General features: G+C 70.6%; 5 protein-coding genes. All 5 read left to right on the top strand.

Annotated features, from left to right (window positions below; translation table 11 throughout):
- Positions 1–9: 9 nt before the first annotated feature.
- The 5 genes from EJO66_RS03325 to EJO66_RS03305 are packed head-to-tail and all read left to right on the top strand — an operon-like array spanning position 10 to position 25,169.
- Positions 10–5,319: a non-ribosomal peptide synthetase gene (locus EJO66_RS03325; RefSeq protein ID WP_125964621.1), complete on the top strand. Its 5,310-nt coding sequence runs from the start codon at positions 10–12 to the stop codon at positions 5,317–5,319.
- Positions 5,319–9,881 (top strand): type I polyketide synthase, encoded by a 4,563-nt coding sequence (locus EJO66_RS03320; RefSeq protein WP_125964620.1) that lies wholly within the window; start codon positions 5,319–5,321, stop codon positions 9,879–9,881. Before EJO66_RS03325 ends, EJO66_RS03320 begins: the two co-directional genes overlap by 1 nt.
- A complete protein-coding gene (locus EJO66_RS03315) occupies positions 9,878–13,219 on the top strand; it encodes a non-ribosomal peptide synthetase (protein WP_125964619.1) in 3,342 nt (1,113 codons plus the stop codon). Before EJO66_RS03320 ends, EJO66_RS03315 begins: the two co-directional genes overlap by 4 nt.
- On the top strand, positions 13,219–21,099 hold the full coding sequence (locus EJO66_RS03310) for a non-ribosomal peptide synthetase (protein WP_125964618.1): 7,881 nt from the start codon (positions 13,219–13,221) through the stop codon (positions 21,097–21,099). The genes EJO66_RS03315 and EJO66_RS03310 overlap by 1 nt, the downstream gene beginning before the upstream one ends.
- Positions 21,096–25,169 carry a non-ribosomal peptide synthetase gene (locus EJO66_RS03305; RefSeq protein ID WP_125964617.1) on the top strand — a complete coding sequence of 1,358 codons (4,074 nt, stop codon included), beginning with the start codon at positions 21,096–21,098 and terminating at the stop codon, positions 25,167–25,169. The genes EJO66_RS03310 and EJO66_RS03305 overlap by 4 nt, the downstream gene beginning before the upstream one ends.
- Positions 25,170–25,234: the final 65 nt, after the last annotated feature.

Genomic DNA, 25,234 nt, shown 5'->3' with positions numbered 1-25,234 from the left:
GTCCGCAGGATGGAAAAGAACTCGCAGGCGCAGCAGGCGCCGATCTCGCCGCGTCCGAAGAACTTCGTGGCGCACCTTCGCGCGCTGGCCGAAGCGCGGCGCGACGACATCTGGCTCACCGTCGTGAGCGCGGTGGATGGCACGGACCGTGCAGAGGCAATCAGCTACGGCGCCTTCGAGCGCCGCGTGCGTGCACTCGCGGCCCGGCTGCAGCAGCAGTTCGCCAGGGGCGAGCGCGCCCTCGTCATGCTGGACAACGGCGACCACTATGCGGTGAGCATGCTGGCCTGCTTCTACGCGGGCGTGATCGCGGTGCCGGTGTTCCCGCCGGAATCGGCGCGCCCGCAGCACCTTGCACGGTTGACCGGCATCGCCGCCGATTCGCAGGCGCGCTGCGTGCTGACTTCCGAGGCCATGGCACGCGCGATGAATGCAATGAGCGCGGGCTTGCGCCAGTTCGGCGATGCGGACATCGTTTCCGTCGATACCGTGGACATCTCGCTCGCCGACGCATGGACGCCTTTCGAGCCGGCGGGCGGCGACGTCGCCTTCCTGCAATACACCTCGGGCTCCACCTCGGCGCCCAAGGGCGTGATCGTGACGCACGGCAACCTGATGGCCAACGAGGAAGCGATCCAGCGCAGCATGGGTGTCGGCCCGGGCGACAGCTTCGTCTCCTGGGCGCCGCTCTATCACGACATGGGCCTGATCGGCGGATTGTTGCAGCCGCTCTACAGCGGCATTCCGCTGGTGCTCACGTCGCCGGGCTATTTCCTGGAGCGCCCGGTGCGCTGGCTCGAACTGATCTCGCGCCATCGCGCGACGCTCAGCGGCGGCCCCGACTTCGCCTACCGCCTGTGCCTGGAACGCGTGAAGGATGCGCAACTGGCCCAGCTCGACCTGTCGAGCTGGCGCGTGGCCTACACCGGCGCCGAACCCGTGCGCGCCGATACAGAAATCGAGTTCATCTCGCGCTTCGCACCCGCGGGCTTCGATGCGGCAGCCGTCTATCCCTGCTACGGCCTTGCCGAGGCGACGCTCTTCGTCACCGGCGGCCGCCGGGGCGGCGGCCTGGTCGCGCCCGCGTTTTCCGCCGCCGGCCTCGCCAGCGGCACGGGAACGCCGGCGGACGAGGGCACGGCGCTGGTCGGCTGCGGCGACGTCGCGCCCGGCCATCGCATCGAGATCGTCGATGCAGAATCGCTCTCGGCCGCGCCTCCCGGAAGGATCGGCGAGATCTGGACCTGCGGCCCGAGCATCGGCCACGGCTACTGGGGCAAGGAGCGCGAGACCCGCGAGACCTTCGTCGAGCGGGACGGCCAGCGCTGGCTGCGCACCGGCGACCTCGGCTTCATGCACGAGGGCCAGCTCTACGTCACCGGCCGCATCAAGGACCTGATCATCGTCCGCGGCCACAACATCTACCCGCAGGACATCGAGCGGCTCATCGAGGCCGAGGTCGATGCGGTGCGCAAGGGCCGTGTCGCGGTCTTCGCCGCAGAGGGGCCGGGCGGCGAAGGCATTGGCGTGGCCGCCGAGGTGTCGCGCAGCATGCAGAAGCTGGTGCCGTCCGCGGTACTGGTCGATGCGCTGGGCGCCGCCGTGAGCGAAGTGTTCGGCGAGACGTTGTCGGCCGTGCTGTTGCTCAACCCCGGCGGCATGCCCAAGACCACCAGCGGCAAGCTGCAGCGCAGTGCCTGCCGCGCGGGCTGGCTCGACGGCAGCGCCGACGCCTATGCCATCTACCAGCACGGCGCCTTCGTGCGCGGAGGTCCGGTCGAGACCGTTGCCGAGGCGCCGCTCGACGAAGTCGAGCAGGCCGTCGCCGCCATCTGGCGCGAGGTCTGCAAGCACGGGGATGACCGCCCGCTTGGCCGCGATGCCCATTTCTTCAACCGCGGCGGCAGCTCCCTCACCGCAACGCAGGCGGCCGCGCGCATTGGTGCGCGTTGGCAGATCGACTTTCCCGCGCGCAGGCTCTTCGAGCAGCCGCGCCTTCGCGACTGCGCAGCGGCCGTCCGCGAACTGCAGTTGCAGGGTGTACGCCCGCAGCCCGCGCCGATCGCCGTGCTCCCTGCGGAGCGCCGGCTGTTGCCGCTGCCGCTCTCGCACGCGCAGGAGCGCCAGTGGTTCCTCTGGCAGATCGATCCCGGGAGCGCGGCCTACCACGTGAGTGGCGCACTGCGCCTCACGGGCGCGTTGCGGGTCGATGCCCTGCAGGCGGCCTTCGACGATCTGGTGGCACGCCACGAATCGCTGCGCACGGTGTTCAGCGCCGGCGCCGATGGCAGCGTGGAGCAATGGATCAAGCCGGACGGCTCCGTGCCACTGGCGCTGGTCGACCTGCGCGGCGCCGAAGCCGATGCGCAATTGGACGAAGCCACGCGGCGCATCAAGGCCCGGCCCTTCGACCTCACGCAGGGCCCGCTGCTGCGCGCCGCGCTGATCCGCACCGCCGACGAGGTGCATGTGCTCGCCGTGGTGATGCATCACATCGTGTCCGACGGCGCCTCGATGCAGTTGCTGATCGACGAACTGGCCGCGGGCTACGCCGCGCACCTGGAGGGCAGCGCCGTGCGCCTGCCCGCGCCGCGCATCCAGTACGCCGACTACGCGCTCTGGCAGCGCGAGTGGCTGGGGGCGGGCGAGGGCGAGCGGCAACTGGCCTGGTGGCGCACGCAGCTCGGCGACACGCACACCGTGCTCGACCTGCGCACCGACCACCCGCGCAAGCCGCAAGCCGGCTACAGCGCCGCGCGCCACGCCTTCGAGCTTCCGGCGAACCTGCTCGCGCAGTTGCGCAGTGCCGCGGACACCGGCGGTGCCACGCTCTTCATGGTGCTCCTGGCGGGCTTCCAGGCGCTGCTGCACCGCTACACGGGCCAGGAAGACATCCGCATCGGCGCGCCGATTGCCAACCGAAACCGCGTGGAGGCCGAAGGCGTGGTCGGCCTGTTCGTCAACACGCTGGTGCTGCGCAACCCGATCCATGGCCGTCTCGGTGCATCGCGCGTGCTGCCGCAGGCGCGGGACGCGGTGCTCGGCGCACAGGCGCACCAGGATGTGCCCTTCGAACAGCTCGTGCAGATGCTGCAACCCGAGCGCAGCCTGAGCCGCACGCCGCTGTTCCAGGTGATGTTCAACCACCTGTTCGAGGACTACCGCTCCCTCGGCCAGTTGCCCGGCATCGCCGTGCAAGACCACGTGCTGCCCGATCTCGCGGCGCAGTTCGAGCTCACGCTCGAAGCGCGGGAGCGGCCGGGCGGCCAGCTCTCGCTCGCCCTGATCTACGCGGCCGAGCTGTTCGAACCCGACACCATCGCGCGCATGGCCGGCCACTACGTCGCGATCCTGCAGGCGCTGGCCGATCGTCCTCATCAACCCATCGGCGACATCGAACTGCTCGGCGCGCCGGAGCTGGCGCAGCTCGCGCAATGGGGCGTGAACACGCACCGCGAGCCGCAGCCCGAGCCCGTGCACCGCATGATCGAGCGGCAGGCCCGCACGCAGCCCGATGCCACTGCGCTGCTCTTCGCCGACGAGTCGCTCGGCTTCGCGGAACTGAACCGCCGCGCCAACCGCGTGGCGCACCGGCTGATCGCGCTGGGCGTGAAGCCCGAGGTGCTCGTGGGCATCGCGATGGAGCGCTCCGTCGAGATGGTGATCGCCATCCTGGGCGTGCTGAAGGCGGGCGGCGCCTATGTGCCGCTGGATCCCGAATACCCCGCCGAGCGCCTGGCCTACATGGTGCAGGACAGCGGCATCGGCCTGCTGCTCACACAGCGCAGCCTGGCCGATTGCGTGCCCGACCGCCGCGCGCTGACGGTGCTGGAAGTCGATGCCGCCGATCTCGGCGCCGAGCCCGAGAGCGATCCGCAGGTCGGCCTGCACATCGAGAACCTCGCCTACGTGATCTACACCTCGGGCTCCACCGGCAAGCCCAAGGGCGCGGCCATCCGCCACAGCGCGCTGCACAGCTGCATGGCGTGGATGCAGGGCATCTACAAGCTCACGCGCGCCGACACCGTGCTGCACAAGGCGCCGTTCGGCTTCGACGTGTCGGTGTGGGAGCTGTTCTGGCCGATGACCTCGGGCGCGCGGCTGGTGGTGGCCAACCCCGGCGATCACCGCGACCCGGCGCGCCTGGTCGAACTGATCCAGCGCCACCAGGTCACCACGCTCAACTTCGTGCCCTCGATGCTGCAGGCCTTTCTCGCGCACAAGGGCATCGAGACCAGCACGCGCCTGCGCCACATCATCTGCGGCGGCGAGGCGATGCCGGCCGAGACGCAGAAGGAAACGCTCGAGCGCCTGCACGGCGCGGGCCTGCAGAACCTCTACGGCCCCACCGAGACCACCATCCACGTCACGCACTGGGCCTGCCGCAACGACGGCCGGAGCCAGGTGCCCATCGGCGAGCCGATCAGCCACACCAGCACCCACGTGCTGGATGCCGACCTCAACCTCGTGCCGCAGGGCGTGGCGGGCGAGCTGTACCTGGGCGGCATCAGCCTCGCGCGCGGCTACCTGAAGCGGCCCGGCCTGAGCGCCGAGCGCTTCGTGGCCGATCCCTTCGACAGCGTCGGCGGCGGGCGGCTCTACCGCACCGGCGACCTCGTGCGCTGGAATGGCGAAGGACAGCTGGAGTATCTGGGCCGCATCGACCACCAGGTGAAGATCCGGGGCTTTCGCATCGAGCTCGGCGAGATCGAGGCGCAGCTGCTTGCGCAGCCTGCCGTGCGTGAAGCTGTCGTGGTGGCCAGGGAAGGCCTGGCCGGCGCGCGGCTCGTCGCCTACCTCGCGCCGCATGCGGGCGAGACCATCGACGCCGCGGTGCTGAAAGAGCGGCTTGCGCAGGTGCTGCCCGACTACATGGTCCCGCGCGCCTTCGAGGTGCTCGATGCGCTGCCGCTGAACGCCAACGGCAAGGTGGACCGCAAGGCGCTGCCCGAGCCGGTCCTTGCCAGCGGCCAGGCCTACGAGGCGCCGCAGGGCCATGTTGCGCAGACGGTGGCCGCGGTGTGGTCCGAGGTGCTGCAGGTCGCGCAGGTCGGCCTGCACGACAACTTCTTCGACCTGGGCGGCCACTCGCTGCTGCTGATCCGCGCGCACCGGCTGCTGGAAGACCGGCTGCACACCGCCATCCCCGTGGTCAATCTCTTCAAGTACCCCACCGTCCAATCGCTGGTCCAGTGGCTGGAGCAGGCGCCTGCGCGTGCCGCCGCATCGGCCAGCGCGGCCGCGGCGAGCGACGACCGGGCGCTTCGCCAGCGCGCCGCAATGCTTCAACGCCGCAAAGCGGCAGAGAGAGTCAACTGATGTCCCACCCCTTCGAATCCTCCGAGCCGAGCGGCATCGAGATCGCCATCGTCGGCATGGCCGGGCGCTTCCCCGGCGCCGACGACGTGGACGCCTTCTGGCGCAACATCCAGGGCGGCGTGGCCTCGGTCTCCCGCTTCACCGACGAGCAGCTGCGCGCGCAAGGTGTGCCGCAGTCGCTCCTGGACGACCCCGACTACGTGAAGGCCGGCGTGATGTTCGAAGGCTTCGACAAGTTCGATGCCGGCTTCTTCGGCTATTCGCCGCGCGAGGCCGAAACCCTCGACCCGCAGCAGCGCATCTTCCTGGAATGCGCCTGGGCCTCGCTGGAGCATGCGGGCTGCGACGCCGCACGCTGGCCGGGCAAGGTCGGCGTGTACGCGGGCGAAGGCGCCAACGTGTACCTCATCCGCAACCTGCTGCCGTCGTTCGGCCTCGGCGCGGCGAGCGGCATCGCCGACCTGCTGGGCCTCATGAGCGGCAACTCGGGCGGCTCGCTGTGCACCCGCGTGTCGTACAAGCTCGACCTGCGCGGTCCCGCGGTGACGGTGCAGACCGCCTGCTCCACGTCGCTCACCGCGGTCCACACGGCCTGCCAGGCGCTGTTGAGCCACGACTGCGACATGGCCCTGGCCGGCGGCGTGTGGCTCAACCTGCTGCAGGAAGGCGGCTACCGCTACCAGGCCGGTGCCATCCTCTCGCCTGACGGGCACTGCCGCGCCTTCGACGCGAAGGCGGCCGGCACCATCATCGGCAGCGGCGCAGGCATCGTGGTGCTCAAGCGGCTGGACGACGCGCTGCGCGACGGCGACACCATCCATGCGGTCATCAAGGGCAGCGCGGCCAACAACGACGGCGCCGCCAAGGTCGGCTTCACAGCGCCCAGCGTGGACGGTCAGGCCGAGGTGATCCGCGCGGCCCAGCTCATCGCGGGCGTGCCCGCGGACACCATCGGCTACATCGAGGCGCATGGCACCGCAACCACGCTCGGCGACCCGATCGAACTCGCCGCGCTCACGCAGGCCTTTCGCGCCGAGACTGCGCGCCGCGGCTTCTGCGCCGTGGGTTCGGTGAAGACCAACATCGGCCACCTGGATGCCGCGGCCGGCGTGGCCGGGCTCATCAAGACGGTGATGGCGCTCAAGCACCGCATGCTGCCGCCCAGCCTGCACTACGAGAGCCCGAACCCGCAGATCGATTTCGCGTCCAGTCCGTTCTACGTCAATGCGCAATTGCTCCCATGGCCCGAAGGCAGGGCGCCGCGCCGCGCAGGCGTGAGCTCGTTCGGCATCGGCGGCACCAACGTGCATGTGGTGCTCGAAGAGGCGCCGGCAGTGCCCGCGGCAAAGCCCGCGTCCGGCTGGCACGTGCTGCCCGTGTCGGCGAAGGACGAAGCCGCGCTGGTGCAGGGCCGCTCGCAACTCGCGGTGCATCTGCAGGCCCATCCGGAGCTGGCGCTGGGCGATGTGGCCCACACGCTGCAAAGCGGACGCCGCCCCTTCGCCTGGCGCAGCGCCGTGGTGGCCAGCCAGCCGGCGATGGCCTCGGAGATGCTGGCTTCGCCGATGACCCTGTCGTCGCGCGCGCCCGCCGCCGCGCCCGAGGTGGTGTTCCTGTTCCCCGGAGGCGGCACGCAGCATGCACGCATGGGCGAGGCGCTCTATCGGGACAGCGCCGTGTTCCGCGAAGAGCTCGACCGCTGCGCCGCGCTGCTGAAGGCCGGCTGCGGCATCGACCTGCTCGCGCTGGTGTTTCCGGCCGACGGCGACGAAGCCGCGGCGAACGAGCGGCTGTTCCGCATCGAATACGCGCAGCCCGCGCTGTTCGCCGTCGAATATGCGATGGCGCGCTGGTGGATGAGCTGCGGCGTGCAGCCCGCGCTGATGCTCGGCCACAGCCTTGGCGAATACGTGGCGGCTTGCCTGTCAGGCGTGTTCTCGCTCGAAGACGCGCTGCGCATCGTCGCCGCGCGCGGCCGCCTGATGCAGACGCTTGCGGCGGGCGCGATGACAGCGGTTTCGCTGCCTGAATCGGCGCTGGCTGAATTCCTTCGCGACGGCTGCGACCTGGCCGCGGTGAACGGCGAGCAGCTCTGCGTGCTGGCCGGCCCGTTGGACGCCATCGAGCGCGCCGAAGAGGCCCTGCGCGCGCGCCAGCAACTGCCGCGCCGCCTGCATGTGGCCATCGCTTCGCATTCGAACCTGGTCGATCCCATCGTGGCCGAGCTGGAGCAGCTGATCGCTTCGCTGCCGCGCCATGCACCGCGCATTCCCTTCCTGTCGAACGCGACCGGCCAGCCGATCACCGAAGCGCAGGCAACGAGCCCGGCGTACTGGGGCCGCCACCTGCGCGGCACCGTGCGCTTCGCCGACGGCCTGCGCCAAATCTTCGCAGCGCCGGGCCGCGTGGTGCTCGAAGTCGGCCCCGGCGAAACGCTCGCGGGCCTCGCGCGACAGCATCCGCAGAGCCGCGAGGCCGCGGGCATCTGGGCGAGCCAGGCCCACCAGCAGCAAACAGCGCGCAACGCCCAGCAGCTGGCCATTGCGGTGGCGGGACTGTGGACCGCAGGCGTCGACATCGACTGGGCGGCCTGCCGCGCGGAGGGCGCAAGCCGGCGCCGCGTGCCGCTGCCCACCTATGCCTTCCAGCGCAAGCGCTTCTGGATCGAGGCGGGCGAGGCTGCGCAGCCTGCGAAGAGCACGACGCCGAACCTCTTCTATGTGCCACTCTGGGAGCGCAGCGCACCGCTTCCGCCCGCTGAAAAGCAGGAGGGACGCGCAGGTTGCACGCTGGTGCTCGGCGATGCGAACAGCTTCGCCGACCGGCTCGCGCGCACCCTGCGCGAGCGCGGTGAAAAAGTGGTGCTGGCCTTGCGCGGACCGCGCTTTGCCCGCACCGCACCGGGCCAGTACGCCCTGCGCGCGGGCGAGCGCTCCGACCACGAAGCGCTGCTGCGCGAGGTCGAAGCCGAGGCCGGGCCGGTGCTGCGCCTGCATCACCTGTGGAGCCTGGACGGCGACCGGCCCGCGGCATCGCATGTGCAACTCTTCGAGGCCGGCTACTTCAGCCTGCTCGCACTCGCGCACGCGCTCGATGCGGCGGGCGCAGCGGGCCGCAGGACCATCGCGCTCACCATCGTCACCGATCGCGTCGAAGATGTTGCCGGCACCGAGCCGCTCGCACCCGAGAAGGCCACACTGCTCGGCCTCGCGAAGATCCTGGGCCAGGAGTACCCGTCGATTGCCTGCCGCGTCGTGGACGTGGTGCTGCCCGCGCCCGAGAGCGCAGCCGAGGCCGGCCTCGCGCGCCGCGTAGCCGACGAGGCATGGGCAGCGCCGGATGAATTCCTGGTTGCCTACCGCGGGCCGCATCGCTGGCTCAAGCGCTATGCGCCGCTGCCCGACGTGCCCGCGCCCGCCGCAAGGCAGCGCCTGCGCGAAGGCGGCGTCTACCTCATCACCGGTGGCATGGGTGGCGTCGGCTTGGCGATGGCGCGCTACCTGAGCCGCACCTGGAAAGCGAAGCTCGTGCTGCTCGGCCGCACGCCGCTGCCCGGGCGCAGCGATTGGGAACACCTCGTTGCGGATGCCGGCCAGCCCGTGGTGCTGCGGCGCAAGCTGCAGCAACTGATCAATCTCGAAGCGGACGGCGCCGAGGTGCTGCCGGTGGCGGCCGACGTCAACGATGCCGCCCAACTGCGCGCCGCGCTCGCGGCCGTGCATGCGCGCTTCGGCGCGGTCCATGGCGTGGTGCATGCCGTCGTGCACCCCGACCGCGGCATGATCGCCCAGCGCACGCCGGCACTGGTCGAAGCGGCCTTCGCGCCCAAGATCGCGGGCACGCTCGCGCTGCTCGATGCGCTACGCACCGAGCCGCTGGACTTCGTGCTGTTCTGCTCGTCGATCTCGGTGCTCATCGGCGGCCTCGGCCGCAGCGACTACGCCGCCGCCAATGCCTATCTGGACGCACTTGCCACGGCCAGCCGCCGCAGCTCGCCGCTGCCGCTGTTCTCGGTCAACTGGGATGCGTGGCGCGATGTCGGCGTGGCGGTCGACATGGACCTGCCCGAGGGCGTGGGCCTGGACGAACGCACCGGCGTGCTCGCCTTCGAGCGCATCGCCAACGGCCCCGACCTGCCGCAAACCATCGTGTCCGTTTCTCCGCTGGCGCCACGCCTGCGGCCGCTGGACGACCTGTTCGATTCGCTCGACGACGCGCCCGTGGCCGAGGTGCGCACCGGCCATTCGCGCCCCGTGCTGCAGACGCCGTATGCCGCCCCCGAGGGTGAGCTGGAAGAAGCGCTTGCCGGCTTCTGGAGCGATGCGCTGGGCATCGTGCCCGTGGGCGTGCACGACAACCTGTTCGAGCTGGGCGGCGATTCGCTGCTCGCCATCCGCCTGCTGGCCCGTGTGCGCAAGGCCTACGGCGTGGAGCTGCATCCCGCCGCATTCTTCAAGGCGCCGACCATCGCCGAGCTGGCGACCCTGGTCGAGCTGCGCCTGATCGAGGACATCGAACGCGAAGCCGAAACCGCAGAAACCATCGAAGACAGCGCACCATGAGCGAGATACCGAACCTTTCCGAACGACGCGCCCGGCTCACGCCCGCACAACTGAGCCTGCTGCAGCAGCGCCTGAAGCGCGAGGCGGCCCCGGCGCCGGCGCGCGCGGCGATCGTGCGCAGCCCGGACGATGGCGCCCAGGGCGCCGCTCCCGTGTCCTTCGCGCAGCAGGGGCAGTGGTTCCTGTGGCAGCTGAACCCGGGCAACACCGCCTATCACGTCGGCGGCGGGCTCGGCTTCTCGGGGCCGCTCGACATCGCTGCCTTGCGCGAGGCCATGCAGGCGCTCGTGGCGCGGCACGAGGCGCTGCGCACCGTCTTCCGGTCGGGGGAGGGGGGGCTGCCCGAGCAATGCATCCAGGCGGCGGTCGAGATCGGGATTCCCTTCATCGATCTGGCCGCGCTCGACGCAGTGGCGCGCGATTCGCGCTATGCCGAGGCGGTGGCGGACGTTTGCCGCACGCCCTTCGACCTGAGGGCCGGCCCCTTGCTGCGCGGCACGCTGCTGAAGATGGCGGACGGCGAGCACCAGTTGCTCCTGATGATGCATCACATCATTTCCGATGCCTGGTCGGTCGAATTGATGCTCGACGAACTGGCGCAGCTTTATACGATGCGCGTTCAAGGCCTACCGGCATCGCTGCCGCAACCGGAGATCCGCTATGTCGACTTCGCCCGGTGGCAGCGCAAGTGGCTGGACGACGGCGAAGGCGAGCGCCAGCTCGCCTACTGGCGCGGCCGGCTCGGCGACAGCCACCCGGTGCTCGCGCTCTCCACCGACCGGCCGCGCTCCGCCGACGCGGACTACAGCGCGGCGCAGCACACGCTGGACGTGCCGGCGGCGCTCGTGGAGGCGCTGAAGCGCCAGTCCCGCGAGCAGGGCGGCACCCTGTTCATGGCCTTGCTCACCGCGTTCCATGCCTTGCTGTTCCGCCACACCGGGCAGCCGGCGATCCGCGTCGGCGTGCCCGTGGCGGGGCGCGGCCGGCCGGAGACCTCGGGGGTCATCGGCGCCTTCATCAACACAGTGGTGCTCGATGCGCGCATGCACGGGCAGATGCGCCTGGCCGACCTGCTGCTGCAGGTGCAGGGCGTGTCGCTCGAGGGGCAGGCGCACCAGGACCTGCCGTTCGAGCGGCTGGTGCAGGCCCTGCGCCCCGAGCGGGGGCATGCGGGCTCGCCGCTGTTCCAGGTGATGTTCAACCACCTCGGCCAGGGCGACCGGCCGTTGCAAGGCTGGCCCGAACTGCGCGTGCGCCGGATCGACCTCGCCCAGCGCGCTGCACCGTTCGAACTCACGCTGGAAACCATCGAGCGTGCAGACGGTGGCATCCAGGCCAACTTCCGCTATGCGGCCGAGCTGTTCGAGCCGCAGACCGTCGAGCGGCTCGCAGGCCACTACGCCCGCGTGCTCGAAGCATTGGCCGCGCGGCCTGCATCGACGCTGAACGAACTCGACCTGCTGGGCGACACGGAAAAGGCGCAGCTTGGCCAGTGGAGCGTCAACACGCACAGCCACGGAGAGGCCATGCCGGTGCACCGCCTCATCGAACAGCAGGCGGCACGGCATCCGGATGCGGTCGCCGTGCTCTTCGGCGATGCATCGCTCAGCTACGGCGAACTCAACCGCCGCGCCAACCGGCTCGCGCACCGGTTGATCGAGGAGGGCGTGGGCCCCGAGGTCAAGGTGGGCGTTGCGCTGGAGCGCAGTCTGGAACTGGTGACAGGCCTGCTCGCGGTCCTGAAGGCCGGCGGCGCCTACGTGCCGCTGGACCCCGAGTACCCGGCGGAGCGCATCGCCTACATGGTCGAAGACAGCAAGCTCGGCCTCGTGCTCACGCACAGCAGCCTGGCCGATCGCCTTGCGCTGCCGGCCGGCGCGTCTGCGCTCGCGCTCGACACGCTGGACCTCCAGGCCATGGCGCAGACCGACCCCGTAGCCGTGCTCAACGGCGAAAACCTCGCCTACGTGATCTACACCTCGGGCTCCACCGGCCGCCCCAAGGGCGCGGCCAACCGGCACGCGGCATTGCACAACCGGCTGGCATGGATGCAGGCGGCCTACCCCATCGATGGCGCGGACACCGTGCTGCAGAAAACGCCGTTCAGCTTTGACGTGTCGGTGTGGGAGTTCTTCTGGCCGCTCATGGCCGGTGCGCGGCTGGCCGTGGCGGCTCCCGGCGATCACCGCGAGCCCGCACGCCTCGCCCAACTGATCCAGCGCCACGGCGTGAGCACGCTGCACTTCGTACCCTCGATGCTGCAGGCCTTCCTGGCGCACGATGGCATCGAGGCCTGCACCAGCCTGCGGCAGATCGTCTGCAGCGGCGAGGCATTGCCCGCCGAGGCGCAACTGGGCGTCTTCAAGCGGCTGCCGCAAGCGGCGCTGCACAACCTCTACGGCCCCACCGAGGCGGCCATCGACGTCACGCACTGGACCTGTCGCAGCGACGGCCGCAGCCAGGTGCCGATCGGCCGGCCCATTGCCGGCACGCAGGCCTTCGTGCTCGATGCCGACCTGAACATCGTCGCGCCGGGTGTGGCGGGCGAGCTCTACCTGGGCGGCATCGGGCTTGCACGCGGCTATGTGGAGCGCGCGGGGCTCACCTCCGAGCGCTTCGTGGCCGACCCCTTCGGCATGGCCGGGGGCGCGCGCCTTTACCGCACAGGCGACCTCGTGCGATGGAACGGCGAAGGGCAGCTCGACTACCTGGGGCGCATCGACCACCAGGTGAAGATCCGCGGTTTTCGAATCGAACTCGGCGAGATCGAGGCCCAGCTGCTCGCGCTGCCCGAAGTGCGCGAGGCTGTCGTCGTCGCCAGCCAGGGTTCGGGTGGCGCACGGCTCGTGGCGTATGTCTCGGCGCAGGCGGGACAGGCCGTCGACGCTGCGCAACTGCGCGAACGCCTCAGCCGCGTGCTGCCGGACTACATGGTGCCGGCGCTCGTCGTCGTGCTGGACAGCTTGCCGCTCAACCCGAACGGCAAGGTGGACCGCAAGGCGCTGCCGCCACCCGAGCTGGCGAGCGAGCGCGCCTACGAAGCACCGCAGGGCGAGGTGGAAGAAGCGCTCGCCGCCATCTGGGCCGAAGTGCTCGGCGCGGCGCGCGTCGGCCGCCACGACAACTTCTTCGAACTCGGCGGCCATTCGCTGATGTCGGTGCAGATGGTGGCCCGCGTGCAGGGCACGATGCATGCGGAGCTCTCCGTGAAGGACGTCTTCCAGCACCCGGTGCTCGCCGCCATGGCGGGGCTCGTCGCCGCAGCGGCGGCCAGAAAGCCCGTCGCCCAATCCCTTTCGGACATTGATTCCTTCATCGACAGTCTGGAGATCGCTTGATGGAAATCACGGCAACCCACCTTCACATCGGCAAGCGCTTCTCGGGCCTCAATCCGGCGCAGCGCCGCGCGGTCTACCAGAAGATCCGCGCGGAGGGCCTGGCCATCGGGCAGTTCCCGATCCTCGCGCGCGATGCGGCGGCGCAGGCACGGTGCCCCGCCTCGTATGCGCAGCTGCGCCAATGGTTTCTGTGGCAGCTGGAGCCCGGCAGTTCGGCGTACCACATCTCGGGCGGGCTGAAGCTCAAGGGCCTGCTCGATGTGCAGGCCCTGCAGGCCAGCTTCGACGCCTTGCTCGAACGCCACGAGTCGCTGCGCACGGTGTTCCAGGCAGATGCCGAGGGCCATGTCGAACAACTCATTCGCCAGGCCATGGCGCTGGAGATTCCGTTCACCGATCTCTCGGGCATCGATGCTGAAGTGCGCGAGGCCCGCGCGCGGGAAGCGGCCGTGCGCCTGGCCGAAACGCCGTTCGATCTCACGGTCGGTCCGCTGCTGCGCGTGGCGCTCATCCGCCTGGCCGCCGACGAACACCTGCTGGTCGTGGTGATGCATCACATCGTGTCGGACGGCTGGTCGATGCAGATCCTGGTCGATGAATTCGCCTTGCAATACCGTGCGCGCGCAGCCGGGCAGGCACCGCGGCTCGCGCCCCTGCCGGTCCAGTACGCCGACTACGCGCTCTGGCAGCGCCATTGGCTCGAGGCCGGCGAGAAGGAGCGCCAGCTCGACTACTGGAAGGCCCAACTGGGCGCCGAGCACCCGGTGCTGCAACTGCCCACGGACCACGCGCGGCGCAGCGACGGCAAGTACCGCGTCGCCCGCCACGAGATGGCGTTGCCGCAGCCTGTTGTCGATGCGCTCCACCGGCGCGCGCAGGCCGAGGGCAGCACGCTCTTCATGGTGTTGCTCACCGCGCTGCAGGTGCTGCTCCACCGCTACACCGCGCAGCAGGACATCCGCGTCGGCGTGCCCGTGGCCAACCGGCACCGGGTGGAGTCGGAGCGCGTCATCGGCTTCTTCGTCAACACGCAGGTGCTGCGCAATGTGCTGGGCAGCCGCACCAGCCTGCGGCAGGCACTGCAGCAAACCCGCGAGGCGGCACTCGGCGCGCAGGCCCACCAGGACCTGCCGTTCGAGCAGCTGGTCGAAGCCCTGCAGCCCGAACGCAGCCTGGGCACGGCGCCGCTGTTCCAGGTGATGTTCAACCACCAGCGCCGCGACCAGGCTGCGCTCGCCAAGCTGCCCGGCCTCACGCTGCAGGACTACGAGATCGGCACGCAGACGGCCCAGTTCGAGCTGACCCTGAGCACCGTCGAAGACGCGCAAGGCCACGTTCAAGCGAGTTTCCATGTGGCGCAGGAACTGTTCGACCCCGAGAGCATCGCCCGCATGGCCGCGCACTACCTGGGCGTGCTGCGCGCGCTCGCCGAACGGCCCGAACAGGCGGTGGGAGACATCGCCCTGCTCACCGCGGGCGAAAGGGAACGGCTCGCGACATGGGGCGTGAACGATTCCGGTGATGACAGCACCGAGCCCGTGCACCACCTGATGGCCCGGCACGCGAAGGCGCACCCGGATGCGCCCGCGCTGCTCTTCGGCGACGAGGTGCTGAGCTACGGCGAACTCGACCGCCGCGCCAATCGCCTGGCGCACCGGCTGGTCGCGATGGGCGTGAAACCCGAGACGCGCGTCGGCATCGCGGTGGAGCGTTCGCTCGATATCGTGGTCGGCCTGCTCGGCATCCTGAAGGCCGGCGGTGCCTATGTGCCGCTCGATCCGGAGTACCCCGCCGACCGCCTGGCCTACATGGTGGAGGACAGCGGCATTGCGCTGCTCCTCACGCAAAGCCATGTGATGGCAGGCCTGCCGCTGCGGGACGGCCTGCGCGTGCTGCAGCTGGACACCCCCGACCTGGGCGGCGAGCCCGACGACGCACCCCACGTACCCGTGCATGCGGGCAATCTCGCCTACATCATCTACACCTCGGGCTCGACCGGCATGCCCAAGGGCGTGATGGTGTCGCACGGCCCGTTCGCCGCGCACTGCGTCGAGACCGCGGTGCTCTACGAGATGGGGCCCCAGTCGCGTGAGCTGCACTTCCTGTCGTTCTCGTTCGACGGGGCGCACGAGCGCCTCTTCACCGCGCTGTGCTGCGGCGCCTCGCTGCTCTTGCGCGATGGCTCGCTCTGGAGCGCCGAGCAGACGCTCGACGCCATGCAGCGCCACGGCGTGACCAACGCCGGCTTCCCGCCGGCCTACCTGCGGCAGCTGGCCAACTGGGCGCGCGACACCGGCCGCTGCCCGCCGGTGCACCTGTACTCCTTCGGCGGCGAGGCGATGTCGCGCGAAGGCTTCGACGCCGTGTGCCGGCACCTGAAGCCCGCACTGCTGATCAACGGCTACGGCCCGACCGAGGCGGTTGTCACGCCGATGCTGTGGAAGGTCGAGAGCACCGCCAGCTTCTCCGAAGGCTATGCGCCCATCGGCCGACCCGTGGGCAACCGCAGCGCCTACGTGCTCGACGCGGACCTGAACCTGGTGCCGCGCAACGTGGCCGGCGAGCTCTGCCTCGGTGGCGAGGGCCTGGCGCGCGGCTACCTGCACCGCGCGCCGCTCACGGCCGAGCGCTTCGTGGCGGACCCCTTCGATGCCGAAGGCGGGCGCCTCTACCGCACCGGCGACTGGGTGCGATGGCGCGACGACGGGCAGCTCGAATACCTGGGGCGCATCGACCACCAGGTGAAGATCCGGGGCTTTCGCATCGAGCTCGGCGAGATCGAGGCGCAGCTGCTGGCCCAGCCCGAAGTGCGCGAAGCCGTGGTGGTCGCAAGGCCCGGGCCGGGCGGTGCGCGGCTGGTGGGCTATGTGTCGCCGCAGGCCGGCCGGCTCGCCGATGCGGCCGTGCTGAAGGAGCGGCTCGCCCGCGCGCTGCCCGACTACATGGTCCCCGGTACGCTGGTGGTGGTCGATGCGCTGCCGCTCGCCCCGAGCGGCAAGGTCGACCGCAAGGCGCTGCCGGAGCCGGCCGCCGAGCACGGCCAGGCTTTCGAGCCGCCGCAGGGTGCGGCCGAAGAGGCCATTGCGGCGGTATGGGCCGATGTGCTGGGTCTCGCGCGCGTGGGCCGCGGCGACAACTTCTTCGAGCTCGGCGGCGATTCGATCCTGAGCCTGCAGATCGTGGCGCGCCTGCGCCTGGCGGGCTGGAAGGTCGCACCCAGGCAGGTCTTCGAGCGGCAGACGGTGGCGCAGCTCGCGGCCGTCGCAGTGGTGGTCGATGCGTTGCGTGCCACGGTGGGCGACGTGCAGGGTGAAGCGCCGCTGCTGCCGTTCCAGCATGAGTTCTTCGGGATGAACATGCCGGTGCGCGCACACTGGAACCAGGCGGTGCTGCTGAAGAACCGCGAACCGCTGCAATTGCCGGCCTTCAGGCAGGCGCTGCGCGCGGTGGTGCAGCAGCACGACAGCCTGCGCCTGCGCTACCGGCAGGACGCCGGCGGGCTGTGGCACCAGTCCTACGAGGCCTTCGGGAGCGTGCCCGAAGACCAGCTCGCGGAGCTGGTGTGGGTGCGGCGCGCGGCGGATGCGGCCCAGTTGGCGCCGCTGTGCGAAGAGGCGCAGCGCAGCCTGGACCTTGCGCGCGGCCCGCTGGTCCGTGCGCTCGCCATCGAGCTGCCGGACGGCGACTCGCGGCTGCTGCTGGTCGTTCACCACCTGGTGGTCGATGGCGTGTCGTGGCGCATCCTGCTCGAAGACCTGCAGGCCGCATACCGGCAGAGCCTCGCGGGCCAGCCCGTCGCGCTGCCTGCCACGAGCAGCAGCTGCAAGGACTGGGCCGTTGCCTTGCAGGGCTATGCCCAGGCCCATGGCGACGAGCTCGCCCACTGGCAGGCGCTGGCCGACGTGCCGGCCGCGCTGCCATGCATGCGTCCGCATGGATCGAACACCGCGGCCGACCAGGAGAGCGTCGAGTTGCGGCTCGACCAGGCCACCACGGAGGCGTTCCTGAAGGATGCGCCCGCGGCCTACCGCACACAGGCCAACGACCTGTTGCTGACGGCGCTGGGCCGCGCGCTGTGCGGCTGGAGCGGGCACGACAGGCTGCTGGTCGATCTGGAAGGCCATGGCCGCGAAGACCTGTTCGCGCACATCGACCTGTCGCGCACCGTCGGCTGGTTCACTGCGCTGTTCCCGGTGGCGCTCGATCCGCTCGGCGCGCAAGGCGAGGCACTCAAGCGCGTGAAAGAAGACCTGCGCCGCGTTCCGCGCAAGGGCGTGGGGCATGGCGTCTTCAAGCACCTGGGCGATGCCGCGCAGCAGCAGGCGATGCGCGCACTGCCCAGGGCGCAGGTGGTCTTCAACTACCTTGGCCAGTTCGACAACAGCGGTGCCGATGCGCAGGCGCAATGGAGCCTCGCGCAGGAGCCCAGCGGCGCGCCGGTGGATGGCGGCGCGCCGCTCACGCACGAGTTCTCGATCAACGGCCAGGTCTACGGCGGCGAGCTCTCGCTGCGCGCAAGCTACAGCCGCGCACGCCACGACCGCGACGCGGTCGAGGGCTGGATGCAGCGCTTCCGCGAGGAACTCGAAGCGCTGGTGCGGCATTGCACTGGCGATGCCGAAGGGGTGACACCTGCCGACTTTCCGCTGGCCGCCATCGACCAGCCGCAGCTCGACGCGCTGGCACTGCCGGTGGCGAACCTTGCGGACCTGTACCCGCTCTCCCCGATGCAGGCCGGCATGCTGTTCCACAGCCTGCTTGCGCCCGGCGGCAGCGCTTACCTGAACCAGTTGCGCGTGGACATCGATGGGCTCGATGCCGAACGTTTCAAGGCGGCTTGGCACGCGGTGCTCGAGCGGCACGAGGTGCTGCGCACCGGGTTCGTCCAGGGAGAGCGCGCGTGGCAATGGGTGGCAAGGCAGGTCGAGGTGCCGCTGGCCGAACACGACTGGCGGGAGCGCGCCGACGCGCCCGAGGCCCTGGACGCGCTGGCCGGCGAGCAGCTTGCGCAGGGCTTCGACCTCGCACGGCCGCCGCTGATGCGGCTCGTGCTGGTGCGCGTTCGCGATGACCGGTACCACTTCGTCTGGACCATGCACCACCTGCTGCTCGACGGCTGGAGCACGTCGCAGCTCATGGGCGAGGTGCTGCGGCACTATGCCGGCGAAGCACCCGCGGCCCCCGCTGGCCGCTATGCCGACTACATCGCGTGGCTGCAAGGGCGCGACGGCGCTGCCGACGAGCGCCACTGGCGCCAGGAACTCGCCCGCCTCGAAGGCCCCACCTGGCTGGCCAACACCTTGCCCAAGCCAGCGGTTGAACAGGGCGGGCACGGCATGCACCGCCACGAGATCGACGCGCCGCGCACGCGCGCGCTGCTCGAAGCGGTCCGGCGCGAACGCGTGACCCTCAACACGCTGGTGCAGGCTGCATGGGCGCTGCTGCTGGCGCGTCACACGGGGCAGCAGACCGTGAGCTTCGGTGCCACCGTGGCGGGCCGGCCGGTGGATCTTCCCGGCGCGCAGCAGATGCTGGGCCTGTTCATCAACACGCTGCCGGTGATCGCCACGCTGCAGCCGGACCAGCGCGTGGGCGATTGGCTGCGGGCGCTGCAGGCGCGCAACCTCGCGGCGCAGGACCACGAGCACACGCCGCTCTACGAAGTCCAGCGCTGGGCCGGGCAGGGCGGGCAGGACCTGTTCGACAGCCTGGTGGTGTTCGAGAACTATCCGCTCGACCAGGCGCTGAAGCAGCAGGCACCCGGCGGCCTGCGCTTCGGCGAGGTGCGCAACCGCGAAGAAACGAACTATCCGCTGACCCTTTCCGTGCACCAGGCCGACACGCTGGCGCTGAGCTACAGCCATGCGCGCAGCCAGCTCGACGAAGCGGCGGTGGACGGGCTGGCCGCGCACATGGACAGGCTGCTCGGCCTGCTGGCCCACGCGCCGGACGCGCAGCTGGGGGACGTGGGGCTCGCGGACAAGCTGCCGCCACCGGGCAAAGCCATGCGCAATACAAGGGGCGATGCCGAGCCCGTGCACCGCTGGATCGAGCGCCAGGCCCAGGCGAACCCGCAAGCCATCGCGCTCGTGCTCGGCGACGAGACGCTCGGCTATGGCGAGCTCGACGCCCGCGCCAACCGCCTGGCGCATCGGCTGGTCGCGCTCGGCGTGAAGCCCGAGGTGAAAGTCGGCATCGCGGTCGAGCGTTCCATCGGCATGGTGGTGGGCCTGCTCGCGATCCTGAAGGCCGGCGGCGCCTATGTGCCGCTGGACCCCGAGTACCCCGCCGACCGGCTGGCCTACATGATCGAGGACAGCGCGATCCGCCTGCTGCTCACGCAAAGCCATGTGAAGGCGAAGCTCCCGGTGGGCGATGCCCTGCAGGTGCTGGAGCTCGACGCGCTCGACCTGCGCGGCGAGCCGGCGCACGCGCCTGATGTGGCGGTGCACGCCGACCACCTCGTCTACGTGATCTACACCTCGGGATCGACCGGCCGTCCCAAGGGCGCGCAGCTCACGCACCGCAACGTGGCGCGCCTGCTGGATGCCACCGGCGACTGGTTCCGCTTCGGCCCGCAGGATGTTTGGACGAATTTCCATTCCTACGCCTTCGACTTCTCGGTGTGGGAAATCTTCGGTGCGCTGTGCACCGGCGGCAAGCTGGTGATCGTGCCGTACTGGGTGAGCCGCTCGCCCGACGACTTCGCGGCGTTGCTGCGCGCACAGCGCGTGACCGTGCTGAACCAGACGCCATCGGCCTTCCGCCAGCTGATCCACAGCCCGGCGCTGGATGACGGCGAACGCCTTGCGCTGCGCTGCGTGATCTTCGGCGGCGAGGCGCTGGAGCCCGAGAGCCTGCGGCCCTGGATCGATCGCTTCGGCGATGCGCAGCCGCAGCTGGTGAACATGTACGGCATCACCGAGACGACGGTGCACGTGACCTACCGGCCCATCGTGCGCGCCGACCTCGACGAGAAGCGCAGCCCCGTGGGCGTGTGCATCCCGGACCTCGGCCTTTGGGTGCTGGACAGCGACCTCAACCCGCTGCCCGTGGGCGTGCCGGGCGAGCTGCACGTGTCCGGCGCAGGCCTGGCGCGCGGCTATCTCAACCGTGCCGGCCTGAGTTCGGAGCGCTTCATCGCCGCACCCTTCGGCGAGCCGGGCAGCCGGCTGTACCGCACCGGTGACCTCGTGCGCTGGCGCGCCGACGGCCAGCTCGACTACCTGGGGCGCATCGACCACCAGGTGAAGATCCGGGGCTTTCGCATCGAACTCGGCGAGATCGAGGCGCAGCTGCAGGCGCAGCCCGAGGTGCGCGAAGCGGTGGTCCTGGCCAAGGACGGCCCGGCGGGTGCGCGGCTCGTCGCGTATGTGTCGCCGCGGGCCGGCCGGGAGGTGGACGCCGCGGTGCTGCGCGAACGGCTCTCGCAGCACCTGCCCGACTACATGGTGCCCTCGGCCATCGTGCGGCTCGACGCGGTGCCGCTCAACGCGAACGGCAAGGTCGACCGCAAGGCGCTGCCCGATCCGGAGTTTGCGAGCAACACGGCCTTTGCCGAGCCGCAGGGCGAGGTCGAGACCGCGCTCGCGGCGATCTGGTCCGAGGTGCTGGGCGTGGAGCGCGTGGGGCGCCACGACAACTTCTTCGAGCTCGGCGGCCATTCGCTGCTGGCGGTGCAACTGGTGTCGGGTGCCAAACGGCGCTTCGGCATCGAGCTGCCGCTGCGCTCGGTGTTCGAGCAACCCTCGCTGATGGCGTTCGCCGCCGCCGTTTCGGCCGCGGTCACTGAACTGCCGGCGGGCGCCACGGTCTCTGAAGACCGCGGCATCGGCCGCATCGATGCCCTCCTGGGCGAACTGGAGATGGAAGACCTATGAGCCTGGAAATGACCGCGCTCTCGCGCCGCTTCGTTGCGTTGCCTGCGGCCAAGCAGCGCGTGTTTCTCGAGAAGCTGCGCGCGAGCGGCGTGGGCTTCGACGCGCTACCCATCGTGCCGCGCGATCCCGCGGCGCCAGTGCCGATGGCCTATGCGCAGCGCGCCCTGTGGCTGGTGTGGCAGCGCGCGCCGCAGTCGCCGGCGTACAACCTGTCGGGGCGGCTGGCGCTGCCCCTGTCGTGCACGCCGCAGCAGGTGCAAGCCTGCCTCGCCCAACTGGTTGCGCGGCACGAGGTGCTCTGCACCACCTACCCGGCCGGCGCCGAAGGGCAGCCTCTGCAGCACATCGACCCCGGGCATCGCTTCGGCTGGGCGGTGCGTGAATGGACTGGCTCGCGCGCGGACAGCGAGCGCGAGCTTGCGGCTGCCGCCACCGGGTTCGGCGCGCGGCCGTTCGACCTGGAACACGGCCCTGTCTTTCGCGGCGAACTGAACGTCTTTGCCGACGGCGCACCCGAACTCTTTCTCGCGGTGCATCACATCGCGGCCGACGGCCAATCGGTGGCGCTGCTCGTCGCCGAACTGCAGGCGCTGCTCGCGGCACCCGCCGGGAGCACACAGCCTGCGGCACCGGCCCTGCAGTACGCCGACTACGCCGTGTGGCAACGCCAGTGGCTCGAAGCCGGCGAACTCGAAAGGCAAACCGCGTACTGGCGCGAACAGCTGCGGGGTGCGCCGCAAAGCACGCCGCTGCCGCTGGACCGTCCGCGCCAGAAGGCGCGCGATGCGCGCGGCGGGCAGATCAGCTTCGCGCTGCCGCCGGATGTGTCGCAGCGACTGAAGGAGCTGGCGCGCAAGCACGCCGCATCGCCATACATGGTGGCAATCGCGCTGCTCGGCCTGCTGGTCTACCGCTACTGCGGCGAGCGCGACGTGTGCATCGGCTCGCCTTCGGCCACGCGCGACCGTCCCGAGCTGGCCGCCCTGGTGGGCCACTTCACCAACGTGCTGGTGCTGCGCATGAAGGTGGACCCCGCGGCCGGCTTTGTCGCGCTGCTGTCGCAGGTGCGCGAACGCGTGCTCGAAGCCAAGAGCCACCAGGACCTGCCGCTGGACATGCTGGTCGAGGCGCTGGCGCTGGAGCGCACGCCGGGCGTGCATCCGCTGTTCCAGATCAAGTCCACGCAGCAGGCGGCGGGGGCTGCGCCCGCCGATCCGGCCGCTGCCGCACACGGCATCGGCGTGGACGAAGTGCACTTCGACCTGAGCTTCGACCTGGTCGATACCGGCAGCGCGCTGTCCTTCGTTCTCGCGTATGCCGCGGACATCTTCGACCGTGCGACCATCGAGCGGCTGGCCGATGCGTTGCGCAGCCTGGCCGCGCAGGTCGCGGCCGACCCGGCGCGCGCGTTGAGCGGCGTGCAACTGGCCGGCGAATCGAGCCTGCGCGGCGAACGCGCATCCTGGCCCGCCGACAACGTGCTGTCGCTGTTCGACCAGGCGGCCGCAAGGCGTGGCGGCGCGACGGCGCTCACTTTCGGCGACCGCGCGCACAGCTTCGATGAACTGGCACGTGCGGCCGGCCACTGGGCCGCCGAACTCGAAAGCCGCGGCATCGGCGCCGAGCAGCGCGTGGCCGTCTGCATGGAGCGCACGCCCGAGTTCGTGCTGGCGGTGCTGTCGGTGCTGAAGGCCGGCGGCGCCTACGTGCCCATCGACCCGGCGCTGCCGCAGCAGCGCATCGACGAGCTGCTGGCCGATTGCGGCGCTGCGCTGGTGCTGGTGTCCGGAGGCAAGCCGGGGCAGGCCAGGCTGCCGTGCATGCAGGTGGGTTTCGACGTGCCGGGCGGTTTCTTGCCGCATCGCGCGCGTGCGGTGCATCCAGCGCAGGCGGCCTACCTGATCTACACCTCGGGATCGACCGGCCGGCCCAAGGGCGTGGTCGTTCACCACGGCGCGCTGGCGAACTATGTGCAGGGCGTGCTCGCGCGGCTGTCGCTGCCCGAGGGCGAGAGCTTCGCGATGGTGTCCACCGTCGCGGCGGACCTGGGCCACACCTCGCTGTTCGGTGCGCTGTGCTCGGGTGGTGCGCTGCACCTCGTCTCGAGCGAGGCGGCCTTCGATCCCGATGCGTTTGCGGACAGCATGGCGAAGACGCGCGCAGGCGTGCTGAAGATCGTGCCCAGCCACCTGAAGGGCCTGCTGAACGCGCAGCGCGCAGCCGCGGTGCTGCCGTCGCACGCGCTCGTGCTGGGCGGCGAGGCGACGGACGCGGCGACGCTGCAGGCCATTCGGGCGCTGCGGCCGGACCTGCGCATCTTCAATCACTACGGGCCGACCGAGACCTCGGTCGGCATGCTGACACATGCCGCGCCGGCGCAGGCTGACGGAACCGGCAACCTGCCTCTGGGCAAGCCTATCGCGAACATGGACGCCTGGGTGCTCGATGGCGCATTGCAGCCCGTGCAGCCGGGCATGGCGGGCGAGCTCTACATCGGCGGTGCCGGCGTGGCGCGCGGCTATCTTTCGCGCGCCGGCCTTTGCGCCGACCGCTTTGTTGCTTCCCCCTTCGGCGACGGGCAGCGCCTGTACCGTGCGGGCGACCGCGTGCGCCAGCGCAGCGACGGCACGCTGGAGTTTCTCGGCCGCAGCGACGACCAGGTGAAGATTCGCGGCTACCGCGTCGAGCCGGGCGAAGTGGCAGGCCGCATCCGCCAGCTCGATGGCGTGGCCGATGCCGTGGTCGTCGCGGAGCAGGGCGTGCAGGAGAGCATGGTGCTGCGCGCCTACGTGGTTGCCAGGCCGGGCACTTCGCCCGACGTGGAACAACTGAGGCGCGCGCTGGCGGACAGCCTGCCGGCGTGGATGGTGCCCGAGCGCATCGTGCTGCTCGACGCGCTGCCGCTCACGGCCAACGGCAAGATCGATCGCAAGGCGCTGCCGCGCCCGGCGCAGCCCGAGCCCGCGCGCGTTTTCGACGCCCCGCAGGGCCCGACCGAAGAGGCGCTGGCCCGCATCTGGAGCCAGGTGCTCGGCGTGGACCGCATTGCGCGCGGCGACAACTTCTTTGCGCTGGGCGGCGACTCCATCCTGAGCCTGAAGCTGGTGGCGCGCATCCGCAAGCAGTTGCCCGGCGGCGGCCAGCTGAGCCTGCCGGATGTGATGCAGGCCAGCAGCCTCGGCAGCCTCGCCGAGCGGCTGCGGCAGAAGTTCGAGGGTTCGCACGATGCCGTCTGCCTGAGCGCGAGCGGCAACGGCGTGCCGCTGTTCTGCCTGCCGGGCCTCATCGTGAACACGCGCGAGTTCCTGCCGCTCGCACAGGCGCTGCAGGGCGAGCGCGTGGTGTACGGCTTCGTGAGCCACGTCTACACGCGCAAGCGCTGGCGCGGGTTCGACCTCCAGGCGCTGGCCGCCGAGTACGCGAGCTTCATCCTCGCCACGGCCACCCAGGGGCGCTGCGCGCTGCTGGGCTGGTCGTCGGGCGGCGACCTGGCCTTCGAGCTCGCGCGGCAACTGCAGGGACGCATCGAGATCGTGTTCACCGGCATGCTGGACGTGTTCGAGACCGCGCCGCTGCGCGCCTCGGCGCCGCTCGACGCCGCCCGGCGCGCCCAGGCCGACGAGATGCTCGCGCAGTGGCTGGGCCGCTCGGAAATGGCCGGGCACTGGAAGGCGCTCTTCGCCCGCATGGACGACGGGGAGCTTGCCTGGGTGGCTGAGCAGGTGCTGAACCCGGCGCAGCCGCTGCCGCTCGACGGCACCGGCGACGAGGCGGCCGAGTACCTGCTGTGGACGACGCTCGACAAGCGCGTTCAGGCCGCGCGCTACGCCTACGCGCGTTCGCCGCTGCCGCTGCACGTGTTCCTCGCGGACAGCTCGTTGCGCCGCGAGGAGACGCTGCGCAACTGGGCCGACCACGCGCCGGTGGTCTCGGCCGAAGTGCTGCCGCAGGCCGATCACCTGGACATCGTTCGCCACCCCGCGCTGTGCGCTTCGCTGAAGGGGCTGTTGCGCGAGGCCGACGCGGCGCATGGCGCCGTGCAGGCAGGCCTGGCCGCGCAATCGGCCTGAGCCGGAAGAAAGCACGCAAAAAAGGGGGCGCAGCGCCAGCTGCGTCCCCTTGTGCCTTTGGAGGC

Origin of the sequence: Variovorax beijingensis (assembly GCF_003951285.1) — a bacterium.
Classification (GTDB): domain Bacteria; phylum Pseudomonadota; class Gammaproteobacteria; order Burkholderiales; family Burkholderiaceae_C; genus Variovorax; species Variovorax beijingensis.
This window is presented reverse-complemented; position numbering and strand designations above follow the sequence as displayed.